This window comes from Streptococcus sp. HMSC063B03 (assembly GCF_001836965.1).
GTDB lineage: Bacteria > Bacillota > Bacilli > Lactobacillales > Streptococcaceae > Streptococcus > Streptococcus pneumoniae_F.
Genome location: NZ_KV831018.1, coordinates 33,107 through 54,624, shown reverse-complemented (window position 1 = coordinate 54,624; position 21,518 = coordinate 33,107). Strand labels below are relative to the sequence as shown.

Sequence of the window (21,518 nt, the reverse complement as noted above, 5' to 3'; positions counted from 1 at the left end):
CTCATCCACTCCAACAACCGATTCTGTGAAGCTACTCTTAATGGATACAACATTCTGGTCTTGGAAACGAATACCAATACAGCCTGCAGGCACATTGACCTTCAGAATCTTATCCACTTCCATATAGCCGTTAACGATCTGACGAAGCTCACCCATAAAGATGAAGTGGAGTCCAACTGTCCCTCCTTTGTGTAGGAGAGCCTTAAAGGCATCCTCTGTCATCTTAAGATTCATAAGCTTGCTGAGGGCTTGTGCTTCTGGAATCAAGATGTAGATAGGGTAATCCAAATCAGCTGGCGTGCGCGCATCCACTTCAGACTGCATATCCATAAAGAAACCAGGGATTTCCTCGCCCACAAATACTTGGTCGAACAGCCCTTCCGACTGATGGTAGTTTCCTGTTGGATCCACCAAGAACTTTTTAATGTGACTAGGCACTTTTTCTAAGCCTGTCAGAAGCGCTGCTTCGCCATATTCTAGCTGCTGCATAGTATCATAGAGAAGCTCAAAGTAGCCGTCTCGTTTTGGCACAAAGCCAACCGGGTGTGTACTTTCTTTGTCAAAACCAATTGGCAACTCGCCTCTTTGCCACATATCCTGAACTTCCTCGTGATCTTCAAAGAAACTCGTAGAAATCTTACTTGGCAACATAGGTACTGCTTCTGGACGTAAGCCTTGCCAGTCCTGATTCATCGATTGGATTTCTGCTGTTAAGTGAGAAAGACGGTCTATATCGTCTTTTCCTTCTATCGGCAGATAGACTTGTAACTCTAGAACTTCTTCCTGTTTCACCTGAGCACGGCCGACAATTTCCTGGCCAGGCAGGGCATCACGTCCCATAACCGTCCGAAGCGCTCCTTCTTCTACTAAGTAAAAGCTCAAAGCATTGGGAATCGTCGAACTCATCCGTAAACGCAAGCTACTAGCGCTGAGTACGGTTATCAGAGTATAAATACCCAGACTAGCTCCTTCACGTAGGAGCTGGTTGACAGCTGACTCAATGATCTCCTCTAATGGGCTTTCCCGTACTGAGTCATAGCCATCAAAGAAGTTGAGAAAAACAGGGAGAGCTTGACCTGTCTTTTGCTCATACTGTAACAGACTAGACACTCCAGCCTCTGTAAAGAGGGCTTTCCGCTCTTTCATAAGACTATCCAGACGTTTCAGATACTTGAGGAGCTTTTCTTCCTCATCTAGTCGAACCAGATCCGCCACATGTGGCAACTCTATAATTGGTAAGAGACCATTCGTCCCAAAATCAAAAAGGTTAAACTGAACTTGCTCAGGCGTATTTCTACGAGCCAGATTCATGAGGATAGTTTGAAGAGCTGTTGATTTTCCAAAGCCAGGGGCCCCATATAAGACGGTATTGCCCAACTCCTCAATATCAAAGTGGTAGACCTCCTGCTTTTGAGCACTTGGTAGATCCAGCATGCCTAGTGGAATGGAGAGTTGACGTGGGGTTGTCCACTCTGCTTGACGGTCAATCGCCTCTCCTACTAGCTCCTCTCCAAGAGGTGGTAACCATGGCTTTTCAGGGAGGATGACTTGCAGACGCTCCGTTTCCTTATTGATATAATCAATCACAGCTTCAAGTTCTGTCTCCTGCTCTTGTGTCTCTTCAACCGAGTAATCCCCGTCATTTCCGTCAATCAATAGTTCGCTCTGCCCTAGTTGATTCACTAACCAAATCCGTTCATCTACTTGATTATCTTCATCACTATAAGGCTGGTAATCCGCTCCACTCCACGCTGACTGGAAGAGTTCATAGATTTCATTGTTTCCGACCTGAAGATAAGCACGACCAGGCTGAGTGATACTAGCCGCATCTGGGGTTTTGATAATCTCATTTGAGTCTGAAGGATCGGCAACCTTGAGCGCCAGCTTAAAGCGAGAATTAGACCAGATCTGCTCATCCACCACTCCAGATGGCTTTTGAGTCGCAAGGATCAGGTGAACCCCTAGGGAACGTCCGATACGTGCCGTGGAGACGAGTTCTGCCATAAACTCTGGTTCATTTTGCTTCAACTCCGCAAACTCATCTGAGATCAGAAAAAGATGAGGTAAAGGCTCTGTCGGATAGGTCTTTTTCTCCTCTGGATCGCTAAGTGCCTTCCCTTTTTTATAGAGCTTGGTATAGCCATTGATATGGTTGACACCGAATTTCCCAAAGAGACGCTGACGCTTTTGAAGTTCAGCACGAATACTCTTCAGCGCACGATCCGTCCCAGCTCCATCCAAGTTGGTAATAGCACCCATCAAGTGAGGCAGCTTAGAAAAGAGATTGGCCATTCCTCCCCCTTTGAAGTCAATCGGAAGAAATCCAACATCTTCTGGCGCAAAGTTAACAGCTAGAGACAGAATATAGCTCTGCACAATTTCAGACTTACCAGAGCCGGTAGTCCCTGCAACTAGTCCGTGTGGACCATGGGCACGCTCATGAAGGTTGAGCAGCACAATATCATCCTTCCCTCGAACACCTAGAGGTACAGCGAGAGACTTAGATGCATCCGCCGCCCGCCAGCGTTTCTCCACATCCAATTCCTCGACCTGCTTAACACCGTAGAGTTCCATAAAGGAAATCGTATCTGGAATCGAGTTTTTCTCCACTTCGATATGATTGAGATTGGCCAAACGGTAAATCGCTTCTTCAAGTTTTCCATTTTGAGGCAGACGATTAGGCTTAAAGTCCTGGTTGACATAGATATGATGATTATTGACGAACTTGGCTGTTTCTCCATTTTGGTAATCAACCACTGCCGTCACCGTCTCAGGCAACATATTGAGACTTTCCTTACCCCAGATAACCGTCACTCCATACTGGGTCATATCCTCTGCCAGAAATTCATTGAGCCCATGTCCTGACAGCCATGACTCATCCAAAATCGTCAAGACATAGTGCGGCGAGAAGATTTGCTCCTGCTTTTGTTCCCGAACGCCCTGACGACGCTTGACTAACATCTGGTAAAAAGAGGTCAAGACCATGTCCCTGGTCTGGTCATCATGAATAAGTCCCCGTAAATTGAGACTCCGCATTTGCGCATGAGGCAACCAGCGCCATTCTCGCCAGTGATTCTCGTATTCCTCTTGGGAGACCAAGGTCACAAACTCTACATCATGATAGGAATGGAGCGCCGCAATCTGAAACAACAGCGTTTGAACTGCTACTCGTAAGACAGGAGCTACTCCCGCTAATCCCAAAGCCTGATCACGTAGAGAGAGAACAATAGGTGCATCCTCTAATTTTATATGAGGTTGTACCAGTTTTTTCTCGACAAAGCGGCTCCAGTCTTCCTTGCGATTGGTTGGTTGAAAACGTAAGGAATAACTAGAATCAATCGCTCCAGTTCCCAAATGAACCTTTAGAAAGTCATCATTTGTCACCATCTTCTCATAAATCCGTGGGTTGTAACTTTCTACTAAATCCACTAATTCATCCACCGATGGAAAATTATATGTCAAGGCTTTCTTTTGTTCCGCCTTTAGACGACTCAATTGGCTTCCTGTCTCTAAGAGATACTCTTGATAATCATCGTTTCTTTTCTGATTCTTCTCTTTGACTTCCTTTTTATTGGTAAAATAGCTCGATACTGAAAATCCAGCTGTCAAGAGACTGGCACTGGCCATTCCCATCATAAGCAAGGCATTTCCCTGCATAAAGACACTAGAGGCTCCGCTAATCACCACCATTCCAACAGGCGGTACGATCGCACGCCATAGCTCACCACGTCTAAGTTTTTCTTCTGGCGCTGGTGAATTGATTTCCACCTTATCCTTAGGCTCTTTTAGATAAATGCGTGGACTTCTACGATAATTAGGAAACTCATGTGGAAACTCAGCTTGATAAGGTTCTTCAAACAAATGATCAGATTGGATAGTGTACTGTCTGCTCAAGGGCAGGAAATGGATCTGATGTTCTCGAAATGTGAAAAGAAAGCAGTCCACCACCAAAACATCCCCTACCTGAATAGAGGCATCAACTTCCTCTAGAATTTGTCCATTTAGATAAACCTTAGCTCCATTAGATGATCCAGAGAGATGATAGGTATTCTCCTTAACCTTCAGGTAAAGGAGAGCTTGACTTTCAAGGCAAACATCTGCTTTCTTCTCCTTAGAAAAGAGTAAGTCCTTCTTAGGATAGGTAAAGGAATGAATCTGAATCTGTTCATGTGGAATGGCTACCAGACTTTCCTCCTCCTGACCAGTCCAAGGGATTCCGTCCTTTTCAAGGCCACTTTCAGTAATTGAGATATGACTTTCTCCAATATTGATTGAGGAGGTCCTTTCGGTCAACTCTTTGTACTCAAAGCATTCTTTAAACGAAAACACATGCCAAAGAATCTCTTCATCTGACAGCTTTTGACTCCAAGTCGCTTGTTTGCCCTTAGTTGCCATTTTTAGTCTCCTTTGATGTACTATTTGCCTTTGAACTTCCGTTTAATTGTTCCTGTAACTTATCAATTTCTTTTTGATACTTTTCAAGGAGTTCTCGCTTTTTCGCTCCGCTCATCGTACTGTCTGTATTGACCTGATCATAGAGCTTCGTATAAGCATGAAGAATATACTGAATGTCCCCAATATTTTGAGCAATATCAAGTGCTTTTTCAAGTTCCCCACGGCCAATATATACCCAATAAGAAAGAGTATTCTCACTAGATTTCTGTGACAAGTTTCTAGATACCGCTTCCTTTTGTTCTTGAGTAAGATTGTCTAACTCTAACGAGCTAGCCGCAAGTGTATACTGGACTCCCTTCGGAAGACTATTTGGAGCTTCTGACTTAAGACCTTCTACCACTGCAGTATAATCCTTGGCAATGTAACTCGTCTCAGCCTGAATGATTTTATCCTGCTTAGGCACCACATAAAAAGCATAAATACCTGTTGCAATCCCCATCGCAACTGTTACAATTGCGAGTCCTAAAGAACCCCATTTAAACAATTGATAGTTCCTTTTCGAGACAAACAGTTTTTCCTTTTGACGCTTCTCTTCTTGGATACGAGCCTGCTCACTAATGAGATGGTCCACTTCATCAAAAGTCTCCGCTTTAAAAAGAGTTTCCGCAAAAGCATTTTTTACCATCGTAAGACTATCAATTAACTCTTCAAAGTTGAGCTTAGGTTGTAAAATGAACACAGCTAAAGCCTTATATTGCTTTAACAAGTCCTCTTTCATGAGCGAAAAAGGAACCACACTATCTGTCATCCCTCTATGTCCTAAAAGGACACTTTCCCCGCTCACAAACAGATTATCTGGGTGAATAAATGGTTTCATAGGCTGATCGACAGTTTCTTTTAAGAATTGTAACTTTTGAAAAAGATGAAGGCGCTCTAAGATTTCTTTATTTTCAACAGCTTCTCGAATCGACTGATAACCTGCTGGAATTTGGTAAGAAAGACGGACGACCTCTTCTGCCTCCTCTTTCACTGCTCCTTGAGCTAAATGTGCCGTGCTTTCTAAAAAGAATCGATACTGCTTCATCCGATTCAGTTGAAATTGATTAGCGGATAACTTAATCTCTAGTTCACCAGCCTCTTTCGACCGCTTGGATTGGATACTTGTCTCTTGTACTTTCATTTTTTTCTCCCTACAATTTCTAATTGATCTCCGTTTCCTAAAGGAAAGTCCGCTATCTGGTCATCATCATAAAAGACAATTGATTTATTAGTCACTTGAAGATCAAAGTGACTTGGTAGCTCTTGGTTCATCATTGAAAATGACTCACATATCAGCTCTTTTACTCTCTTGAATGAAACCTGTGTCGGAAGTTTCAAATCATATATTTGGTCTCTCCATTTTATACCAACCGTAATTGTCTTCATCACACACTCTCCTTCTTAAAACGAAGCACTTTTGAGTACTTCCTACCTAGCCAAACACCTAGATAGGTCACTCCAAGTAGACCTATCCCAAATCCTAAAATAGATAGCCAAGTAGGTAGCGAAGTGTTAGAGGTGCTCTCTCCAGTCAAAATTGCTTCATCTGCTCTATAATCTGATTGAAACAAGCCACGCGTCACCTTATCCTGACTCTGAAAACTATTAGTATCTTTAGTCCCGGTAAAAAGAGAGGACTGCGCTTGATGAACATTCTCTTGCTGTGCTTTTTGTAGCTGTTTTTCTTTCTTTACACTATCTTCTAAAAATAATTCAGGAATATTCTTAGACTTAGTAGTCTGAGGACTGTTCCCTCGATCATAGATGGTTTGATTATTAATTTCAAGCCTTCCATCATCTGCTCGGACATCACCTGAGTTAAGAAAAAGACACAACAATAATAGACTAAAAATGACTTGAACCTTCTTCATAAATCTCCTTCCCCACTTTGTAAAGATAGCTTTATTATACTACAAATCACACCATCTCACAAGAAAACAAAAAGGATCCTTACGGATCCTTACCTTGATTATTTCTTTCTTGTAAAGAGATTGAGACTAACTCCGATTCCTACAAATAATAAGAGTAGAAGAATCGTTACAATGCTTAAGCTACCACCGACCAAGAGATAACTAAAGCCGTTTTCAATATTTTGTAACGGAGACAGTCGATATAAGAAATTAAGGAAACTTCCTGATTGAGTTGCCACTCCCAAAATAGGAGTTAGTAGGAGATAAAAACCTAAGAGAGATGCCGATACAATATAAGTCGGATACGGAGCTTTTTTCAAGCCGTAAGATAGCGTCAAAATCAAGCTTGCCATTAACATAAAGCTATAAATGAACCACAATAATCCATTAGCTGCTGTTGCTACTCCTATTGTAACTCCTGAAAACAAAATCGAACCAACAGTAGCTGTTATGATTGTCGGTAAGAAACTTTGAAGTTTCAAGTCCCACTTTTTCGTTGTCAAAAGATCAGTTTCTTCCCTTCCCTGTCTATCTTTAACAAAGCGTCCAATCGTCATAGCTATCACAAAAGAAATAACCGATAACAACAAGGTCATATAATAGGGGATGATGGAAATGTGACTAGCTGCCTGTATCTTACCTTCTGTGACTTTTGTAGTAATTGGATCGGATAAGAAATTAAACACTTGCTTGTTATCAGCACCTCCACTTTTCGCATTGGCAAGCACCTTTCCAAACTGTTCTGCATAAGAGGTATTTTTCTCAACTGTACCACTTGTTTCCTTCACACTCTGATTCAGACTGGAAAGGACACCATCTGCAGACTTTTGAACCGACTCTGTTGTCTCGTTTAACTGTTGGATTTGTGGTGAGATATCTCGTACCTGAGCAGCTCCATCAGCTGTAGTTTGTGCAGCTTTTTTAGAACTATCTCGTAAGCTATCGTATTGAGACAAAAGTGACTTCACTTCTTCTTCCAGCTTAGAGGTATCCATCTTATCTGGTTGTGGATTTTGATCATTGACAACTGATTCATAAGCAAGTTTCTCAGAATCTTTCCACTGATTATGAGCCTCATCTAAGACCTTCTGCATCTCCCCATACCAGGTATTTAAGGCAGAAGCTTGCTTAACAAGCAAATCTGAGTCTGGGAGAGACTGATACACTTGACGAAGGGTGTCTTTTTTAGGATTCTCTTTTTCACCTAGAATATCTGTCACATCCTTTAATTGCTGATCTACCTGTTTGTATAAATTATCTCCTGTAAGCCGATACTTCGTAACTAAAACATCCGATATTTTTGAAGCCTGTTCGTCGTCAGTTAGATTATTGTAGAGACTATATACAGAATCTGGACTAGCCTTTTGTACGAGAGTACCACTTGATAGCGTGCCTGCAAATTGATTGATATCTAAACTTGCCCCTGGTGATGCAAATAGAGTAACGATTTGTTGGGCAGTAAGGTCTAAGTTTTGGAAGTTTTTCAGAATCGCAGGTAAATCCTCAGCCAAAGTGTCATACTTACCATTAAAGACAGATAACTGAGCACTAGCTTGAACTGAACTTCCATCTGTCCAACTATAACCTACTTGGTTATAGGAATTCTTTTTCACATCATCAGATAAATTCCACTTTATCTGACCACTAATCGTGACACTCACCTTTTTAGGAAGTGTCGCATAGCTTGGTTGACTGACTTTTGGTGAAGTAGTTGGCGTTGATGCCGCACTTTCACTTGTAGAAGTGGAATTTGTAGATGTTGCTGCATCACTTGCATCCGCATTTGAAGTACTTGATCCCCCTAAGTCCGAAGAGGCGACAGGAGTAGTTGATGCCGTTCTTTCATTGACAAATGTGACTTGAATTGTATTTCCTGATACTGCAGCTGTCACATGATAACCTGTATCTTTTAACTGTTGACGGATAGAAGCTTCAATTGAATCTTTCGTCACACCTTCCAGTTCAAGATTCCCCATCTTTGCACCATCGATGTTCAATTGGACTGTCTGACTACCAGTTGACGGGTCAAATTCTAGAGTTTGGTGAATGGGATAGGTCACTGGACTAGTAACAGTAGCCGCTGAGGACAGATACTTAAAGGTTGTATTTTGTCCTAAAGAGCCACCCAACTCGCTACTGTAGTTAGAGACAATTTTCAGTGCATTACGATAAGTTGTAGCCTCATCTGATGAGATCAATTTATCTTGCTCTAATTTAGCAATGAGAGCACTCAAATCTCCAGATGAAATCATCGGTAAGCGACTAGCAATTGCCTCAATATACTTCTTAGGGAGTTTGCTTCGATTTTCCGGCTTCGTCATTAAGTTCAAAATAGCCGAGCGAATATCTTTATCAGTAGCTGTCTGATCACTTAAATCCTTAGAGCCATAATAAGTCTCTGCAATGGTCTCCCTGAGTGCTCTAAGATCCGCTACTTCTTTTTCTAAAGAAGTAATTTTTGCCTCTAAGTTCCCCTTGACCTTACTTTGTGCAGTTTTATACTCCCCCGCCTTAGCTTTGAAATCTGCCATAAAGGAACCGGTTACCGTATTGGAAGACTGCAATTCTTTTAATTTAGCATTCCCGACAGTGTAAAGAGCATTATATAAGTCAGAATAATGCTTCTGATCATCTGTCCATTGTTTTTCCAAGGCAGCCTTATCTTTTTCAGATTGCACCTTATATTGGTCGGTTGACTTTTCAAGACGAGTATTAGCTTCTTTTGAAAAATTATTCACAGATTTTGTTGTAGACTCAAGGGCTTTCCAAGAAGCACCTAAAGAGTTGTTGTTCGATTCCATGCTACTTGCGACTGATTTAACAAAAGCTTCTTGTTGGGTCTTAAAGAGTTCATTATCCGTCTTCAGACTATTTGCAATGGATTGAGTACTTCTAAATGAATCTGGTAGGGTCGAAAATGGAGCTTGAATATTTGAAATGATGAACGTATTTTGAGACAACTCTGTAGTTGCCATCTGATTCACATTCGTCTGTGCATCTGAAAGATTCCGAATGATGCTCGAAAAATACATCCGAAGCACCCGTTGATTAAATCCTTGTAAGACTGTATTAACTTGACTGTGGACAGCCTGATTAGCATGTTCGTTTTGCCCTTCGCGAATCTGGTAAGAAACAGTGGCTTTTTCTGGAGAAACACTCTCTAAGCTCAACAATTTCTCAGAAAAGTCTGACGGAAGAGTAATAACTGCATCAAACTGACCAGACTTCAATCCTGCTTCAGCCACGCTACGATTGGTTGTCTCCCAGTTATTCTCTGTATCCTGATTAATTAAAGTGACAAAATCCGAACCTAAATTATAATCAGTATTTTCAAACCTTGCACCTTTATCTTCATTCACAAGCGCATATTGAACCTTAGCAGTTTGCTTGTTCTCACTTGAATAGTGAAGGCTCTGATCCTTTAATGCGAAATAAACAAGAGAACCTGATAGCAAGGATACGCATGCTACTGCAGTTAAAATTTTTAAGTATCGTTTTTCTTTATGAGGACTATTCATTATTCCCTTTTCCACTTATAACTAGCAAAAAATGACGCCCCTTTAGAAGCGCCATTCACCGATGATTAATTCAAGCCAAATGAAGTTGCATCCTGACGGTCACGCTCAGCAACAGTATCTGCATATTGATTCAATTGTGCATGGATACTTTCAAGAAGTTGTTCCATTTGAGTTACGTTTACTGATAATTGTTGGAATTGTTCCAAGTAAGATTGGAAAGCCGCACCTTGCCATTGTCCTTGAAGACGACCATTTGCGCCTGAAACTTTGTTAATAGCATCTTTCAATTGTTCAGAAGCATTTGTATAAGTTTGTGCTTCAGACTTTAACTGTTCTGGGGTCAACGAAATTGCTGGCATATCATTATTCTCCTTTTTTGACTTGGTTATCTTCTCGATAACCTTATAGTCAATATTATATCACAAACTCGTCAGATTGCAAGTGTTTTTTAGAATTTTGATTCAACTTTATAAATCGATTGAATACTTCCCACTATTTGATGTGTACAATCAAGCATGTCAAATCTTTCAATATAAAAATACTAGGTTATAAAGCATTTCATTGTAGATTATTGTATCAATTACTGAACTCCTACTTCCATCGACCATCTTGGTGATATCAGAAAATCAAAAAAGGCTGAATATCAAGCCTTTTGTAAAGCCTGAAACGGTGGGCTTTATCATTTCTTCTCCAACAGTTCTACAACCTCAATCTACCTCAAATTCATGAACAGTATCTCTATTTCTCCTGAACTCTTGATAGGACTCCCAAAACTTCTCCTCGTTTGGGAGTTCTTTTTCTTTGGAGAATCTCTCTTCTTGATAAACTTGAACTAAATCCTGAACTTCTGGAGCTTTCAAATCTTTTCTCTTCTCAAAATAATCTTTGAAAAACTCTACATCATATAAGTTTTTCTTGTCTAGTTCTGTCTCTTTCACTTCTATTCCTGCAAATTGGAAATAAACATGCTTTTGCTTAGGATTGACATTTAATCCAAATAGTTTTGCTTTTTTTACCAGATTTTCTAAGTTATCAACCTTAGGTAAAAGAAATTCCATAAGCTCTTCCATTTTCCTTTTGGCAAAGTAATTCTTGAAAAATTCTTCTGTGTAAGCTTGCTTGCGATTGAGTTTATTACCACGCACCACTTGTCTCATAGTTGAGTCCGTCATAAAAAAGGTGGCATGCTTGTGACTGAAATCCATCTTCACATGTAGTAATGGAGCGTTATTTTTGAAATCCTCAAAATCGGTAGAATTTTCCATCAAAAAATAGAGTCGTTGCTTAAGTTCATACTTGTGATTTGTCTTACGATAAACTTTATACTGTTGGTAAGAATAGCGATTATCGATAATTTTTGCACCTACAATTTTAGAAAATCTATCTGAAATCATGCGAAGATTTCGTTCGACTTTATAATTCCAGTTTAGTTTTTTGTCCGAATTGTTATCAATCGAATTAACAATGATATGATTATGGAGGTGATTTTTATCAACGTGAGTCGCAACGATAAAACGAAATTTGCCACCGGTTAACTCTTTCATTGTCTCATAGCCGATCTGATTGATTTGTTCAGGAGTGAGATGATCCTCTGGAGAAAAAGACTGAATGATATGATGGGCATGAATTTTTCGTTGCTTTTCCTCTAACCTAGCATGCCGAAAATTATAAAGCGTATCATTTCTGATAAAAATTTCATGATACATCTGCACCATCTCATCATAGCTAGGAAAATCCAGAAAATTTCTCATGCCATAGTCCGATACCAATGCAAGATTCTTGGTCTTATCAGGATTAAGAATATACTTGATAATTTTTCTGCGATAACTCTTTCCGTGAATGGCAAAATGCTTAGTGATGACCATAAAACTCCCTCAACTTTTTTGCTTGAACACTAAACTCTTTCTCTACCTCACTTATCAAGTCATCGATTCCCTTTTTCAAGTCTTGCAATTCTTCACTTGAAATCAACTGAGATTGATTGACACTTCGGGCAATCTGGTTAATATTGTTGCCAATCCTCTTCAACTCAAACACCAAATCTTGATAAGCAGTTGTATCAATGGTGATGAAATTCATACCAGGGTCAAGTAGGGTTCGTCGAGCATACTCTGAAAAAGATTGACAACCGCTTTGGTCGATACAATGTTTCAACTGACTCAATTCGCTATCAGAAAGGAAAACTTTCTTTAGATTGGTTCGGTAACGATTTTCCATGTGCCTACCTCATGTATTTTTTACGGAAGTCTTGACTAAGAGGAATTGAGTTCCCTATTTCTTGAATCAATTCCTGCACACAGGTTAAGAGAATGGATACATGTTCTTGGGTGACTTGATGTTCTGCCCTTGATAAGATTAAAATCTCATAAACATCACGACTGATTTGTTCCAGCTTTTGAGATTGCCAGAAGGTGAACCACTTTTCAGCAGTCATTTCTAACTCGTTCTCCAGTAACTTGTTTCTGGCAAATGAAGAAAAGTGTTCAAATCCTTTATTTTTCATCATTATGTCAATCATTTCTAATTCATTTGCGGTCAAATTAATCTCTTTGCGAATATCTCTGTATTGTTCTGACATACTACTTCCTCACTTTTATCTATTGTCGGATAATTCCCGACCCCGTGTCAGCCACGGGAAACTTATAAAAACAAAATCTATCGTCTTGTAAGGCTTTGCGAGCTCAGATATTGTGTCCACAATATCCCAAAAATCATATCGCAGCCTATCAAAACCTTCTAGTTTTGACAGCCAACGATAAGATAACTTGGTGACTTCGCCCCCAAACCCCCAAGATAAATCTAAATTAAAAAAAGTATAACAAATACTTTTTGATAAAATTATCACAGAAAAAAGAGCCCTGTCGGACTCTTACAAATTAAAACAATGTCTCTGATATTCATACTGTCTAATACCACTACTGTCTTTGTTCATCTTGATAGAAAAAACAAAGTAATGGTCACGACCGTCTAAAGATTTACTTTTATTAAGTTTAAAATAATGTTTTTGAGACATAGCCATTGTGCGTAAAATATCATCAGTGATAAATGTTAATGGTATATCTAAAGCTGAATACTTGTAAAAATCTGACTCAAACTGTAAATAAGATTCAGAAAAATAATCCAGCTGCAATTTATCGTCATATAATTCTTTCCGATTCATCTAAACTCTCTCCTTCTATCTGGATATCAAGTATATCTTCCCATCTTAATCGTAGAAAAGCAGTGTCTGATTTAATAGATATAGACTCTTTTCCAATCTCTTTAACAATACCCGATACTACTTTTCTTCTATTTGAGAGCTTACAAACAAACGTTGCAGGGAATACATTCGTATAAAGCTGACGAACAAGTAGAACCTTCTCTTCCAATGATAGGGAAATGGAGATATCTTCTTTATTTTTTTCTTCCCAAAGAGAACTTGAATGCTCTGATAAAAAGAAACCCATCCACTTAGCCATCCCACGATCTTGATACTCTCTTGCAGACAAAAAAGGTAAATAAGAACGATTCATCATTTTAATCCATCTAATCCTCCAGCTGAATGACCACCAATAAGTTTACTTCTTGCAATTGTTCTAGAAGCCTGTCCAGAGCATTTCCTTTCAATAGTGAAGTAAAACCAAATTCTGTTCGAATAACATCGATTGCGGACTGGAGCCTTTCTTCTTTTTCTATTTTCTCAATATCATCAAATAATGAAATCAACCCAAAGGATTCATCTACTAAACCAGAATAGTTAACCGCAACATTCCTGATAGCTCCTGAAGTATATTTAGTGTGAAATAACTTTAAAACGTAGTTTGTCAGTAGTGCTGTTTGATTGGTTGGTTCAATTTTCATTTGAGTATTGATAGAACGCTTTTGTTCCACTTTAGAGTAGCCTAGATGTATAGAAACTACTGTTGCTTTTTTAGCAGCTCTTCTCAATCTAACTGCAACTTGTTCTGCCATCTCACGAAGTATGATCTCAATATCTCTTTGTTTAATATAATCTCTAGGTAAAACTTGAGAGTTCCCTATCCCTTTTGACTTTGGCTTATAAGGTTTATGAACATTACTTTCATCAATCCCATTGGCATGGAACCATAACTCTAGACCCATGATACCAAGCTCTTTTTTAATCAAGTCAGGATTAGCCTGAGCCAATTCTTTAATCGAAAAGATACCTAAATTATGTAATCTCTTCTCCATGCGATTTCCAATTCCCCAGAAATCTGTCATTTTAGGAATAGTCCATACTTTCTTTTCGACATCCTCATAGGACCAATTGGCTCTCATTGTCGGAGTCTTTTTAGCTTCATTATCAAGTGCCAACTTAGCTAATAAGGGATTGGCATTAGACATACCTACAGTTGAATAGATTCCAGTTTTTCTCCAAATCTTTTTTTGAATAGTAGCAGAAATAATATCTAATTTATCTTTCCTACTAATACTTTTATCTGGTACAAAATAATTTAATGAACTTGTTAAATCAATAAATCCTTCATCAATTGAGTAGGGATAAATATCATCTGGTGCTGCAAAATCTTGAAAGATTTTTTGAATCTCCATGTTAACAGCAATGTAAGTATCCATTCTCGGAGGAACAATCACGGTTGATTTTGCCCATTCCTCTATATAGCGGACATAGTCTATCGTTGTCGGTAAACCTTGCTTCTTAGCATTATAATAAGAGAATTTTCGAGTCTTTACATCAAATGGTAAATCATAGGAACGTCCAACGTTCGACTTTCCAAAGACCTTTTTAAACATAGGAGAGGAAGCAAGAATTAAACCAGCAGAATTATCTGCACGACTCATAACACAAAGCGAAGTCTTAAGTGGGTGTAATCCTCTATCTACACATTCTACACTTGCATAAAAAGATTTCATATCAATAAAGGCAATGTCACTTTTAGGTTCGAGACTATAATCAAACCAACTCATATTTAGTCCTCTAAAGGGATAAAGTTCCCAACGATTTTCCCTATAATGCGAGGATTCTCATCATAAGGCGCAAACTTATCTGAATAGTTCCGATTGAGTGAAACTAAACGAAGCCCATTTTCTTCACGATACACTTTCTTTATATAAGTTTGACCATCCCAATCTATCGCATAAATAGCTCCGTCATAATCAAATCCTGTTTGCTTAATAAGGGCTACAGAACCATTTTCATATGTCGGTTCCATTGAATTTCCAAACACCCATGATGCAAAGTCATAATCAAATTGATGATTGAAGTAAACTGTATCGTAATTACCATCATCAAAGTAAGCTGTTCCTGTACCAGCTGATAATTTTTCGTAGACCTTATAAGCAAAACGCTCAGGAATGTCTACAACCTTCGCATTCTGTTTGTTCAACAGTTCTGTAGCATAATGAAGTGTCGCTTTTTGATTCTTTTCAGTTAGCTTTAGATAAGTTTCAACTATTTCATACTCTGATTCAAAATAGCGAGGGTCGACAGTTAAAATCTGACTCAATTTGGTTAGATTATTTTGATTCGGTTTTGTTTTACCTGATTCCCAATTAAAGTATGAGGCTCGACTAATTCCCAAACTAGATGCAAGTTGAGATTGTGATAATCCCTGACTCTCTCTTCTTTCTTTTAATTTAGTAGGTGAAAACATCTTTTCTCCTTTGTAAGTTTATTAACTAACAAAGGAGTACCATAGCTGATAGAAAAAATCAAGAGTTTAATAAGAATCTAGATTTAAATTAATCATAAACTATGCTGAATTCGTACTTATATTGTTAAGAAATCATCACTGAAGAAAGAATATAACTTTTAAAAAAGATGAAGACCAAGCAAATAGAGAAAATAAAAATAGAATCGTTATTTTTTAATGATGGTCCTACAGACTATATTATAAAATTCGTGATCTAACAACCATTTCGATTAGTTAAATCTTTCTTCTCCAGATTTAAGCACCTCTTTCTCCGCTTGATTCCATTCTCCAAATAGTAAGTCATGAAGAACGGTTGCTGCTGAAGTTGTATTTTCTCCTGAATCATATACACAACTTCTATCTCGTTGATAAATTTGAATTCTTTCAAAAATAGCTAGTTCTTCCAACTGCCGTGTATTATCAACGAGACTGTTCACTATTAGGTCATGAAGTTCTCTAGTATTCGCTCGTGTCTAGTCGAGATTAATAGCATATAGTCCTTTATTTTAGATAAGGATGCTATATTGAACAGTTCAGATTTTGTGGTGATTAAAGCTAATTGAACATCATCCTCTTACTTTTCAATAATACGGATTTATTAAGGGAAGTTCCAAATTTTTTTGAATGCTTGGAGCGCTTTTTTAAAACTAAATGACTATATCATGGAAAGCACCTCCTTAACTATCAGTTTAGCCCATAAAAAAAGAAACCCAAATACAGAATCGTATTTGAATTTCTGGCTTAATTATATTGGACCGATTTGATCCTCTCTTTTTATAACTTTTCATCAATCCACTATAGCTTACAAAGAGCTCATTTTATTAAAGAACTTTTTATTATACTTTATAAAGTGGTTTTGACTCTAAGCTATCTTTAAAATAATATGTTAGACTTAAAAATTATTTATAATGGCCAACTTATTCCACCGTTACAGAAAGATTCGCTGGCACTTTCTCTGTAATATCTTTTATTGCATCTTTTAAAGAAAAAGGTGTTAATTGATCTAATGAAGTTATATTCTCAACAATTTTATCAGTTTCTATTAAAAAATGTTTTGTCATATACATATCTAAACTATCCAAAACAGATTCATTATATTCTTCTTTATACTCAAATTCATAAAATAAATCCAAATGAAAATTACGCAATAAGATAGCTTCGTGTTTACCTTCTACTAAAACATCTAATAATAGAACTCTTTTTAATTTATTCTCCTTATTAAAACCTATTTTTATAGAAAGATTTACTTCTTGTCTCTCTGAAATTGTCTCACCAGATTTATACTCACTTATCTCAAATGTATTATATTCTAAGGTATTAATTTTACAACCGTTATCTATTACTATATATTTCATCTTTAAGTTCCCAATGTATATTCAAAGCTTCAATCTGTTTCTTCACTTCCACATTTTTATTATTTGTAAAAGTAAGACTATTATTAAAGTTATTGTATTCTTTTAAACGCTTATAACGACTTTTAATGTTATTTTTATAATATTGCGTACAATAATCATTCAAATTTAAATGTAAATCCTGTGAAGGAATTTTATTTAAAATTTTCGAAAAATCTTTAATTTCCACTTTTGGAAAAATTTTATTAGCAATTTTTCCAATGCTATAATTATTAGATTCCAAAAAGAAATTATAAATTGAAATTTCACCATCTATTACTTTGTATAGATTACTAAGGTTGGGTTCAGTAATTAAAATTTCTTTTATATCTACCAAATGATTATCCTTCAACAAAGTCCTATCTTGCATGACATAAATCGTATAAATTTTGTCTAAATATGAGACAACACCAAAGATTGGTTCATTTATTGCTAGCAAAGGCATTTTTATATCATTTTGCTCTACAATATTCATAATTCTATCAAAATTTTTTATATCTTGATTTATCATGTCATTTTTCCTCCACTTGTTTTTTAATTATTCAAACGGAAATTGTTTAAATTTTTCACTTAATAATTTCAGTAAATCTATCATACTATTCTCGTTATTATTTCTCAATACAAAATTATAATGAAGTGTACTCGGTGTCTCATATTTTTTTTCAAAATCTCGCTCCATCATTCCAAAACCTTGATTTATATCTCCGATAAAATAATCATTGATTCCATCGATAAAACTCTCGTTTATATTATGTTTTATAAAATCCATTTGTTCTTTTACTTCGCAAACATCCGAAGCTTCTTCTAACTTAAAAAATGAAGTAGCAAAACTACCTATTCTGTCAGGAGTAATAATTAATTGAGGTGTTGAAGTAAACTTTAAATCTCTTCTGGTTTGAATATCCGTTGGAATAAAAGGAATTAGAATTTCAGGTATTTTGTTTCTCCGATTGTTAAGAATTATATCTTTTACTATCTTTTCCAGATTTGTCGGAAGGAAGTACACTTCCTTATTCTGGTTAAAATCCGGAGTAAATCGTTCTGAATTTTCTTCTAACTCTGAAAGTGCTGAATCAAAAGAAAATGTTTCATCAGTTTGTGTTTCTTCATCGAATTTAAAGTTTTCAAAACGTAATCTGTCAAAACTTGATTTTGGATTTGCGTATCTAACAAGAAGAAGTTCAGATTCCTTCTGCAGTTCTATGTTACATCTTTTTAATTCAATTTCACCTTGAAATCCGTCAAAGAAATATAAATCATCTTCGTTCTCTCTTTTTTTACAATAATTATCATAAAATTTTTGCATTTTTTTATACTCTACATTGATTGAAATACTATGCTGTGATTAAAAATGGTCTTATGTCTTATTTTTTGAAAAGTAATCTCTTAAAAAATAGTCATGTATAGGTAAATCTATAAATTACACTATTTAATTTTATCAAATATTAGTTGTTATTTCAATTTTTTATGATAGTTCAATAGGTAATTTTTTACAATCAAAATATAAATGATAAACATTCACCTTGATTATTAGATAATATCTTTAAATGTAGTTTTTTTAACTATACTCGACAAAATGTACATTAATCTGCATCATTGGTTTTATTGCAATTAAAAATATTTAATCGTAATAAATTATTGATAATTCCTATTTGCTACTTATTTTATTCATTGCTAAAATGACCTATAAAGTAAGAACAAACTAGATCTTTAATAAAATCTACTTTACACTTCTAATTCAATTGTATCAATTGTTTATAACTTGTTTAATTAACTATTAGTTTTAGTTATATATTTCTAGAGATCGTAAATAATATTATTAAATCAATACTTTAAAAAAATTTTAATATTTTAAAGCTCATTCTAGTAATATAAAAAAATTTAAAACTAGAACTTCACATTGCTCTTAACATCAAAAAAGAAAGGACAAATTTTGTCCTTTCTCGAGCTTAGCTTTTCTTCAACCCACTACAGTAGACAAACATACTGAATAGCTACTATCTTGTCTCATTTAATTCTTAAAGCCTTGATAGAGTTGACAAATGGTAGAAAAAAGCTCTTTTTACTAAGTTAAGTATCAACTACAGTTACGATTAGCATTCGTTACTTAACCCACTCACCATTATAGTTTACGTAGTAACCATCTACTGTGGTATTAACAGCTAGAGCACCTGAACCATAGGCATAGTACCATTTACCATTGACTTGGAACCAGCCTGTTTTCATATCTCCATTACTTGAATTTAGATAGTACCATATTGAACCATCTTTCACCCAACCTGTGGACATTGCACCTGATGAACGAAGATAGTACCATTTATTACCAACATTAGCCCAACCTGTCTTCATATCACCATTTTGAGCATCTAGATAATACCACGTTGAACCATCTTGATACCAGCTAGTCGCCATCACTCCTGATGAACGGAGATAGTACCACTTGTTACCAAGATATTGCCAACCTGTTTGCATTTTACCAGTTGTTGTATCGAGATAATACCAACTTGAACTATCGTTTATCCATCCTGTACGTCTTTCACCACCAAAGTAGTCTTTCCCTAAGTAACCTGTTTTTACTAGATAATACCAGTTGGATTGATCATAAAGCCAACCTGTCTTTAAAGAATGATCTTGGTCAAAGTAATAGTTTGCGTATTTAAGAACTTCTGGTCCTTCAAATAGTTCACCATATTTTTTACCAACATTTAATGAATCCTTAGCATCTAATTCCTTCCAACCAACATACTCTTGAAGAGTACCATCTTGTTCAAAAAAGTACCACTTGTGTTGAAGACCGATTTCATTAATTGGTTGGTTATCTAATAAATCATCACGATAACCTGTTCCAGGAATTTCTAAGTATTGCCATCCAACTACCATTTCTCCTTTATCACCAAAATAGTAAGTTTTACCATCTATTTTATGCCAATAGATTGCTTTATGATCATCTTTTACATAATATTTTCTATTATCCTTATCAACAAATTGACCACCTGTGGTATCCGCAAATACAGTATTTGTAGTTAGCAAACCAAAGAAAAGTGCTGTTAGTCCAACTTGCATAGTTTTTTTCAAAAGTTTCATTTATATATTCCTCCAATATTAGATCCACTCACCAGATGAAGCGAAATTATAAACTTTACCATCGATAGTTTGGCTACCTGTAACCATTGCTCCAGAGGAGTTGAGATAATACCAATTTTCTCCTACTTTTATCCAACCTGTTTTCATATCTCCATTAGTAGGATCTAAATAGTACCATGTTGAGCCATCTTTATACCAACCAGTCTTCATGTCACCATTGGTTTTATCTAAATAATACCATCTTCCTCGTACATATTTCCAACCTGTGGACATTGAACCAGAGGTTTCAAGATAATACCATTTGCCATTTATACTTTGCCAACCTGTTTGTTTATTACTATTCTTATAATAATACCAAGTATCACTAATCAACTTCCATCCATCAATTGAATGCCCTTGAATAACAGAGTAGATGAAAGATAGAGCTTTCTCATTTAACTTAACAGCATAATTCATTTGTCCAGCAGAACTACCAGATACATGAACACCAATCATTCTATAACTGCTATCATATACGGCAGCTCCACTAGCACCTCCTAAAGTATCTATTTGATACATTAGAAAATCTCCCGTATCTTTTACAACATCCTTAGAATCGGTATACATTTGCTTAGCAGTACTCATAGCTGGATATCCAGTAATAGTTGCCCCTATACCTTCAAGATTTCCTAGGTTATTCGGAAGCCCCAGTGTACCTAATTGAGAACCAATTGGTTCTTCCAAAATTAAAACTGCTAAGTCATATGTAGTAAGTTCATTTGAAGCAGTATTTTGAAATTCTTTTAGATAACGAACTTCTTTTACCTTTATTTTTCCTACTGGATTTTTGTTTGGAGTAGCAGCAGGCATAACATATACAGAATCTGCCTCTGTGTTAGAATCACGATCGTAAACAACATGAGCCGCTGTAATCAAAATATTATCTTTTACAAAATTAGCACTTCCTCTAAAAACAGAATTTATACCATTAAATTCTGCTTCTACGTAAGCTGACGTAGAATACGGATACTGTAAAGTATTCTCAATTTTAACTAAATCATTTTTACCAATAATGACTTCTGACTGTTCTGTATAATATTTACCATAAGTCGGTGAAATATCTGGAAGGGAAAAATTATTAGTTCCTGGACTCTCTTGTAAAGTTTCACTTACCTCATATTCTTCACCTGTATTAGAAATAACAGTCAAAGCAGATACTGTAGATAACTGACTAGCCAATAAAATACTAGCAATAATTGAAATACCGAATTTGCGATAAAATGTTTTCTTCATTTTTATAATTCATTCCTTTCGTTTCACTCAAGGCACAACACAGAATAAAAAAGTGTTGTGCTCTTTATTTTGTTTTATAATAATAGTGAGAAAGCCTATCACTACTACAAATCACGGGGAGGGGAATAAGTGAGTGGTATAGCCACTACCTCGCATTTTTATAGGTGTTATTCTTTCCATCAAGCACAACTAACTGTGACTAGGAGCACGTAAACTTATAATTGAATAAGCGACTCGTTTGTGAAAGGAAAGGATAGT

16 protein-coding genes and 4 pseudogenes are annotated in these 21,518 nt (G+C 36.6%); all 20 read right to left on the bottom strand.

Annotated features, from left to right (window positions below; translation table 11 throughout):
* A partial coding sequence (gene essC / locus HMPREF2628_RS03525) for a type VII secretion protein EssC (protein WP_070842357.1) occupies positions 1-4,395 on the bottom strand: 4,395 nt, incomplete at its 3' end.
* Entirely contained in the window at positions 4,385-5,575 is a 1,191-nt protein-coding gene (gene essB / locus HMPREF2628_RS03520) for a type VII secretion protein EssB (protein ID WP_070842356.1), read from the bottom strand. The genes essC and essB, both read right to left, overlap by 11 nt.
* On the bottom strand, positions 5,572-5,820 hold the full coding sequence (locus HMPREF2628_RS03515; protein ID WP_070842355.1) for an EsaB/YukD family protein: 249 nt from the start codon (positions 5,818-5,820) through the stop codon (positions 5,572-5,574). Before HMPREF2628_RS03515 ends, essB begins: the two co-directional genes overlap by 4 nt.
* Positions 5,820-6,305, bottom strand: a complete 486-nt coding sequence (locus HMPREF2628_RS03510) for a type VII secretion EssA family protein (RefSeq protein WP_070842354.1) — start codon at positions 6,303-6,305, stop codon at positions 5,820-5,822. The genes HMPREF2628_RS03515 and HMPREF2628_RS03510 overlap by 1 nt, the downstream gene beginning before the upstream one ends.
* A gap of 98 nt (positions 6,306-6,403) precedes the next feature.
* Positions 6,404-9,862, bottom strand: coding sequence for a type VII secretion protein EsaA (gene esaA / locus HMPREF2628_RS03505; RefSeq protein WP_070842353.1), 3,459 nt, complete (start codon positions 9,860-9,862; stop codon positions 6,404-6,406).
* Between the two features lie 65 nt (positions 9,863-9,927).
* Entirely contained in the window at positions 9,928-10,221 is a 294-nt protein-coding gene (locus tag HMPREF2628_RS03500; RefSeq protein ID WP_070842352.1) for a WXG100 family type VII secretion target, read from the bottom strand.
* Positions 10,222-10,572: 351 nt separating this feature from the next.
* Positions 10,573-11,727 (bottom strand): annotated as a pseudogene (locus tag HMPREF2628_RS03495) (SAG1250 family conjugative relaxase); the annotation flags it as partial.
* On the bottom strand, positions 11,714-12,079 hold the full coding sequence (locus HMPREF2628_RS03490; protein ID WP_070842351.1) for a MobC family plasmid mobilization relaxosome protein: 366 nt from the start codon (positions 12,077-12,079) through the stop codon (positions 11,714-11,716). The pseudogene HMPREF2628_RS03495 and the gene HMPREF2628_RS03490, both read right to left, overlap by 14 nt.
* 4 nt (positions 12,080-12,083) lie before the next feature.
* Positions 12,084-12,440: an SAG1252 family conjugative relaxosome accessory protein gene (locus HMPREF2628_RS03485; protein WP_049540810.1), complete on the bottom strand. Its 357-nt coding sequence runs from the start codon at positions 12,438-12,440 to the stop codon at positions 12,084-12,086.
* Between the two features lie 291 nt (positions 12,441-12,731).
* Positions 12,732-13,022, bottom strand: coding sequence for a DUF5960 family protein (locus HMPREF2628_RS03480; protein ID WP_070842350.1), 291 nt, complete (start codon positions 13,020-13,022; stop codon positions 12,732-12,734).
* Entirely contained in the window at positions 13,000-13,377 is a 378-nt protein-coding gene (locus HMPREF2628_RS03475) for a hypothetical protein (protein ID WP_070842349.1), read from the bottom strand. The genes HMPREF2628_RS03480 and HMPREF2628_RS03475 overlap by 23 nt, the downstream gene beginning before the upstream one ends.
* Positions 13,374-14,788, bottom strand: a pseudogene (locus tag HMPREF2628_RS03470) (Y-family DNA polymerase). The gene HMPREF2628_RS03475 and the pseudogene HMPREF2628_RS03470 overlap by 4 nt, the downstream one beginning before the upstream one ends.
* A gap of 2 nt (positions 14,789-14,790) precedes the next feature.
* Positions 14,791-15,474, bottom strand: coding sequence for a LexA family transcriptional regulator (locus HMPREF2628_RS03465; RefSeq protein WP_070842348.1), 684 nt, complete (start codon positions 15,472-15,474; stop codon positions 14,791-14,793).
* 269 nt (positions 15,475-15,743) lie between these two features.
* Positions 15,744-16,081, bottom strand: a pseudogene (locus HMPREF2628_RS11270) (toxin PezT); the annotation flags it as partial.
* Positions 16,082-16,430: 349 nt separating this feature from the next.
* Positions 16,431-16,868 carry a hypothetical protein gene (locus HMPREF2628_RS03455; protein WP_070842347.1) on the bottom strand — a complete coding sequence of 146 codons (438 nt, stop codon included), beginning with the start codon at positions 16,866-16,868 and terminating at the stop codon, positions 16,431-16,433.
* Complete coding sequence (locus HMPREF2628_RS03450) at positions 16,846-17,415, bottom strand: hypothetical protein (protein ID WP_070842346.1); 570 nt, start codon at positions 17,413-17,415, stop codon at positions 16,846-16,848. Before HMPREF2628_RS03450 ends, HMPREF2628_RS03455 begins: the two co-directional genes overlap by 23 nt.
* Positions 17,416-17,442: 27 nt before the next feature.
* Positions 17,443-18,210, bottom strand: a complete 768-nt coding sequence (locus HMPREF2628_RS03445; protein ID WP_070842345.1) for a hypothetical protein — start codon at positions 18,208-18,210, stop codon at positions 17,443-17,445.
* A 797-nt stretch (positions 18,211-19,007) separates the two neighbouring features.
* Entirely contained in the window at positions 19,008-19,988 is a 981-nt protein-coding gene (locus HMPREF2628_RS03440; protein ID WP_070842344.1) for an N-acetylmuramoyl-L-alanine amidase family protein, read from the bottom strand.
* Positions 19,989-20,006: 18 nt separating this feature from the next.
* The gene (locus HMPREF2628_RS11265; protein ID WP_373879011.1) at positions 20,007-20,444 is read right to left on the bottom strand and encodes a hypothetical protein; all 438 of its coding nucleotides are present in this window, start codon (positions 20,442-20,444) and stop codon (positions 20,007-20,009) included.
* Positions 20,445-20,447: 3 nt separating this feature from the next.
* Positions 20,448-21,260, bottom strand: a pseudogene (locus HMPREF2628_RS11260) (serine protease); the annotation flags it as partial.
* Positions 21,261-21,518 lie beyond the last annotated feature (258 nt).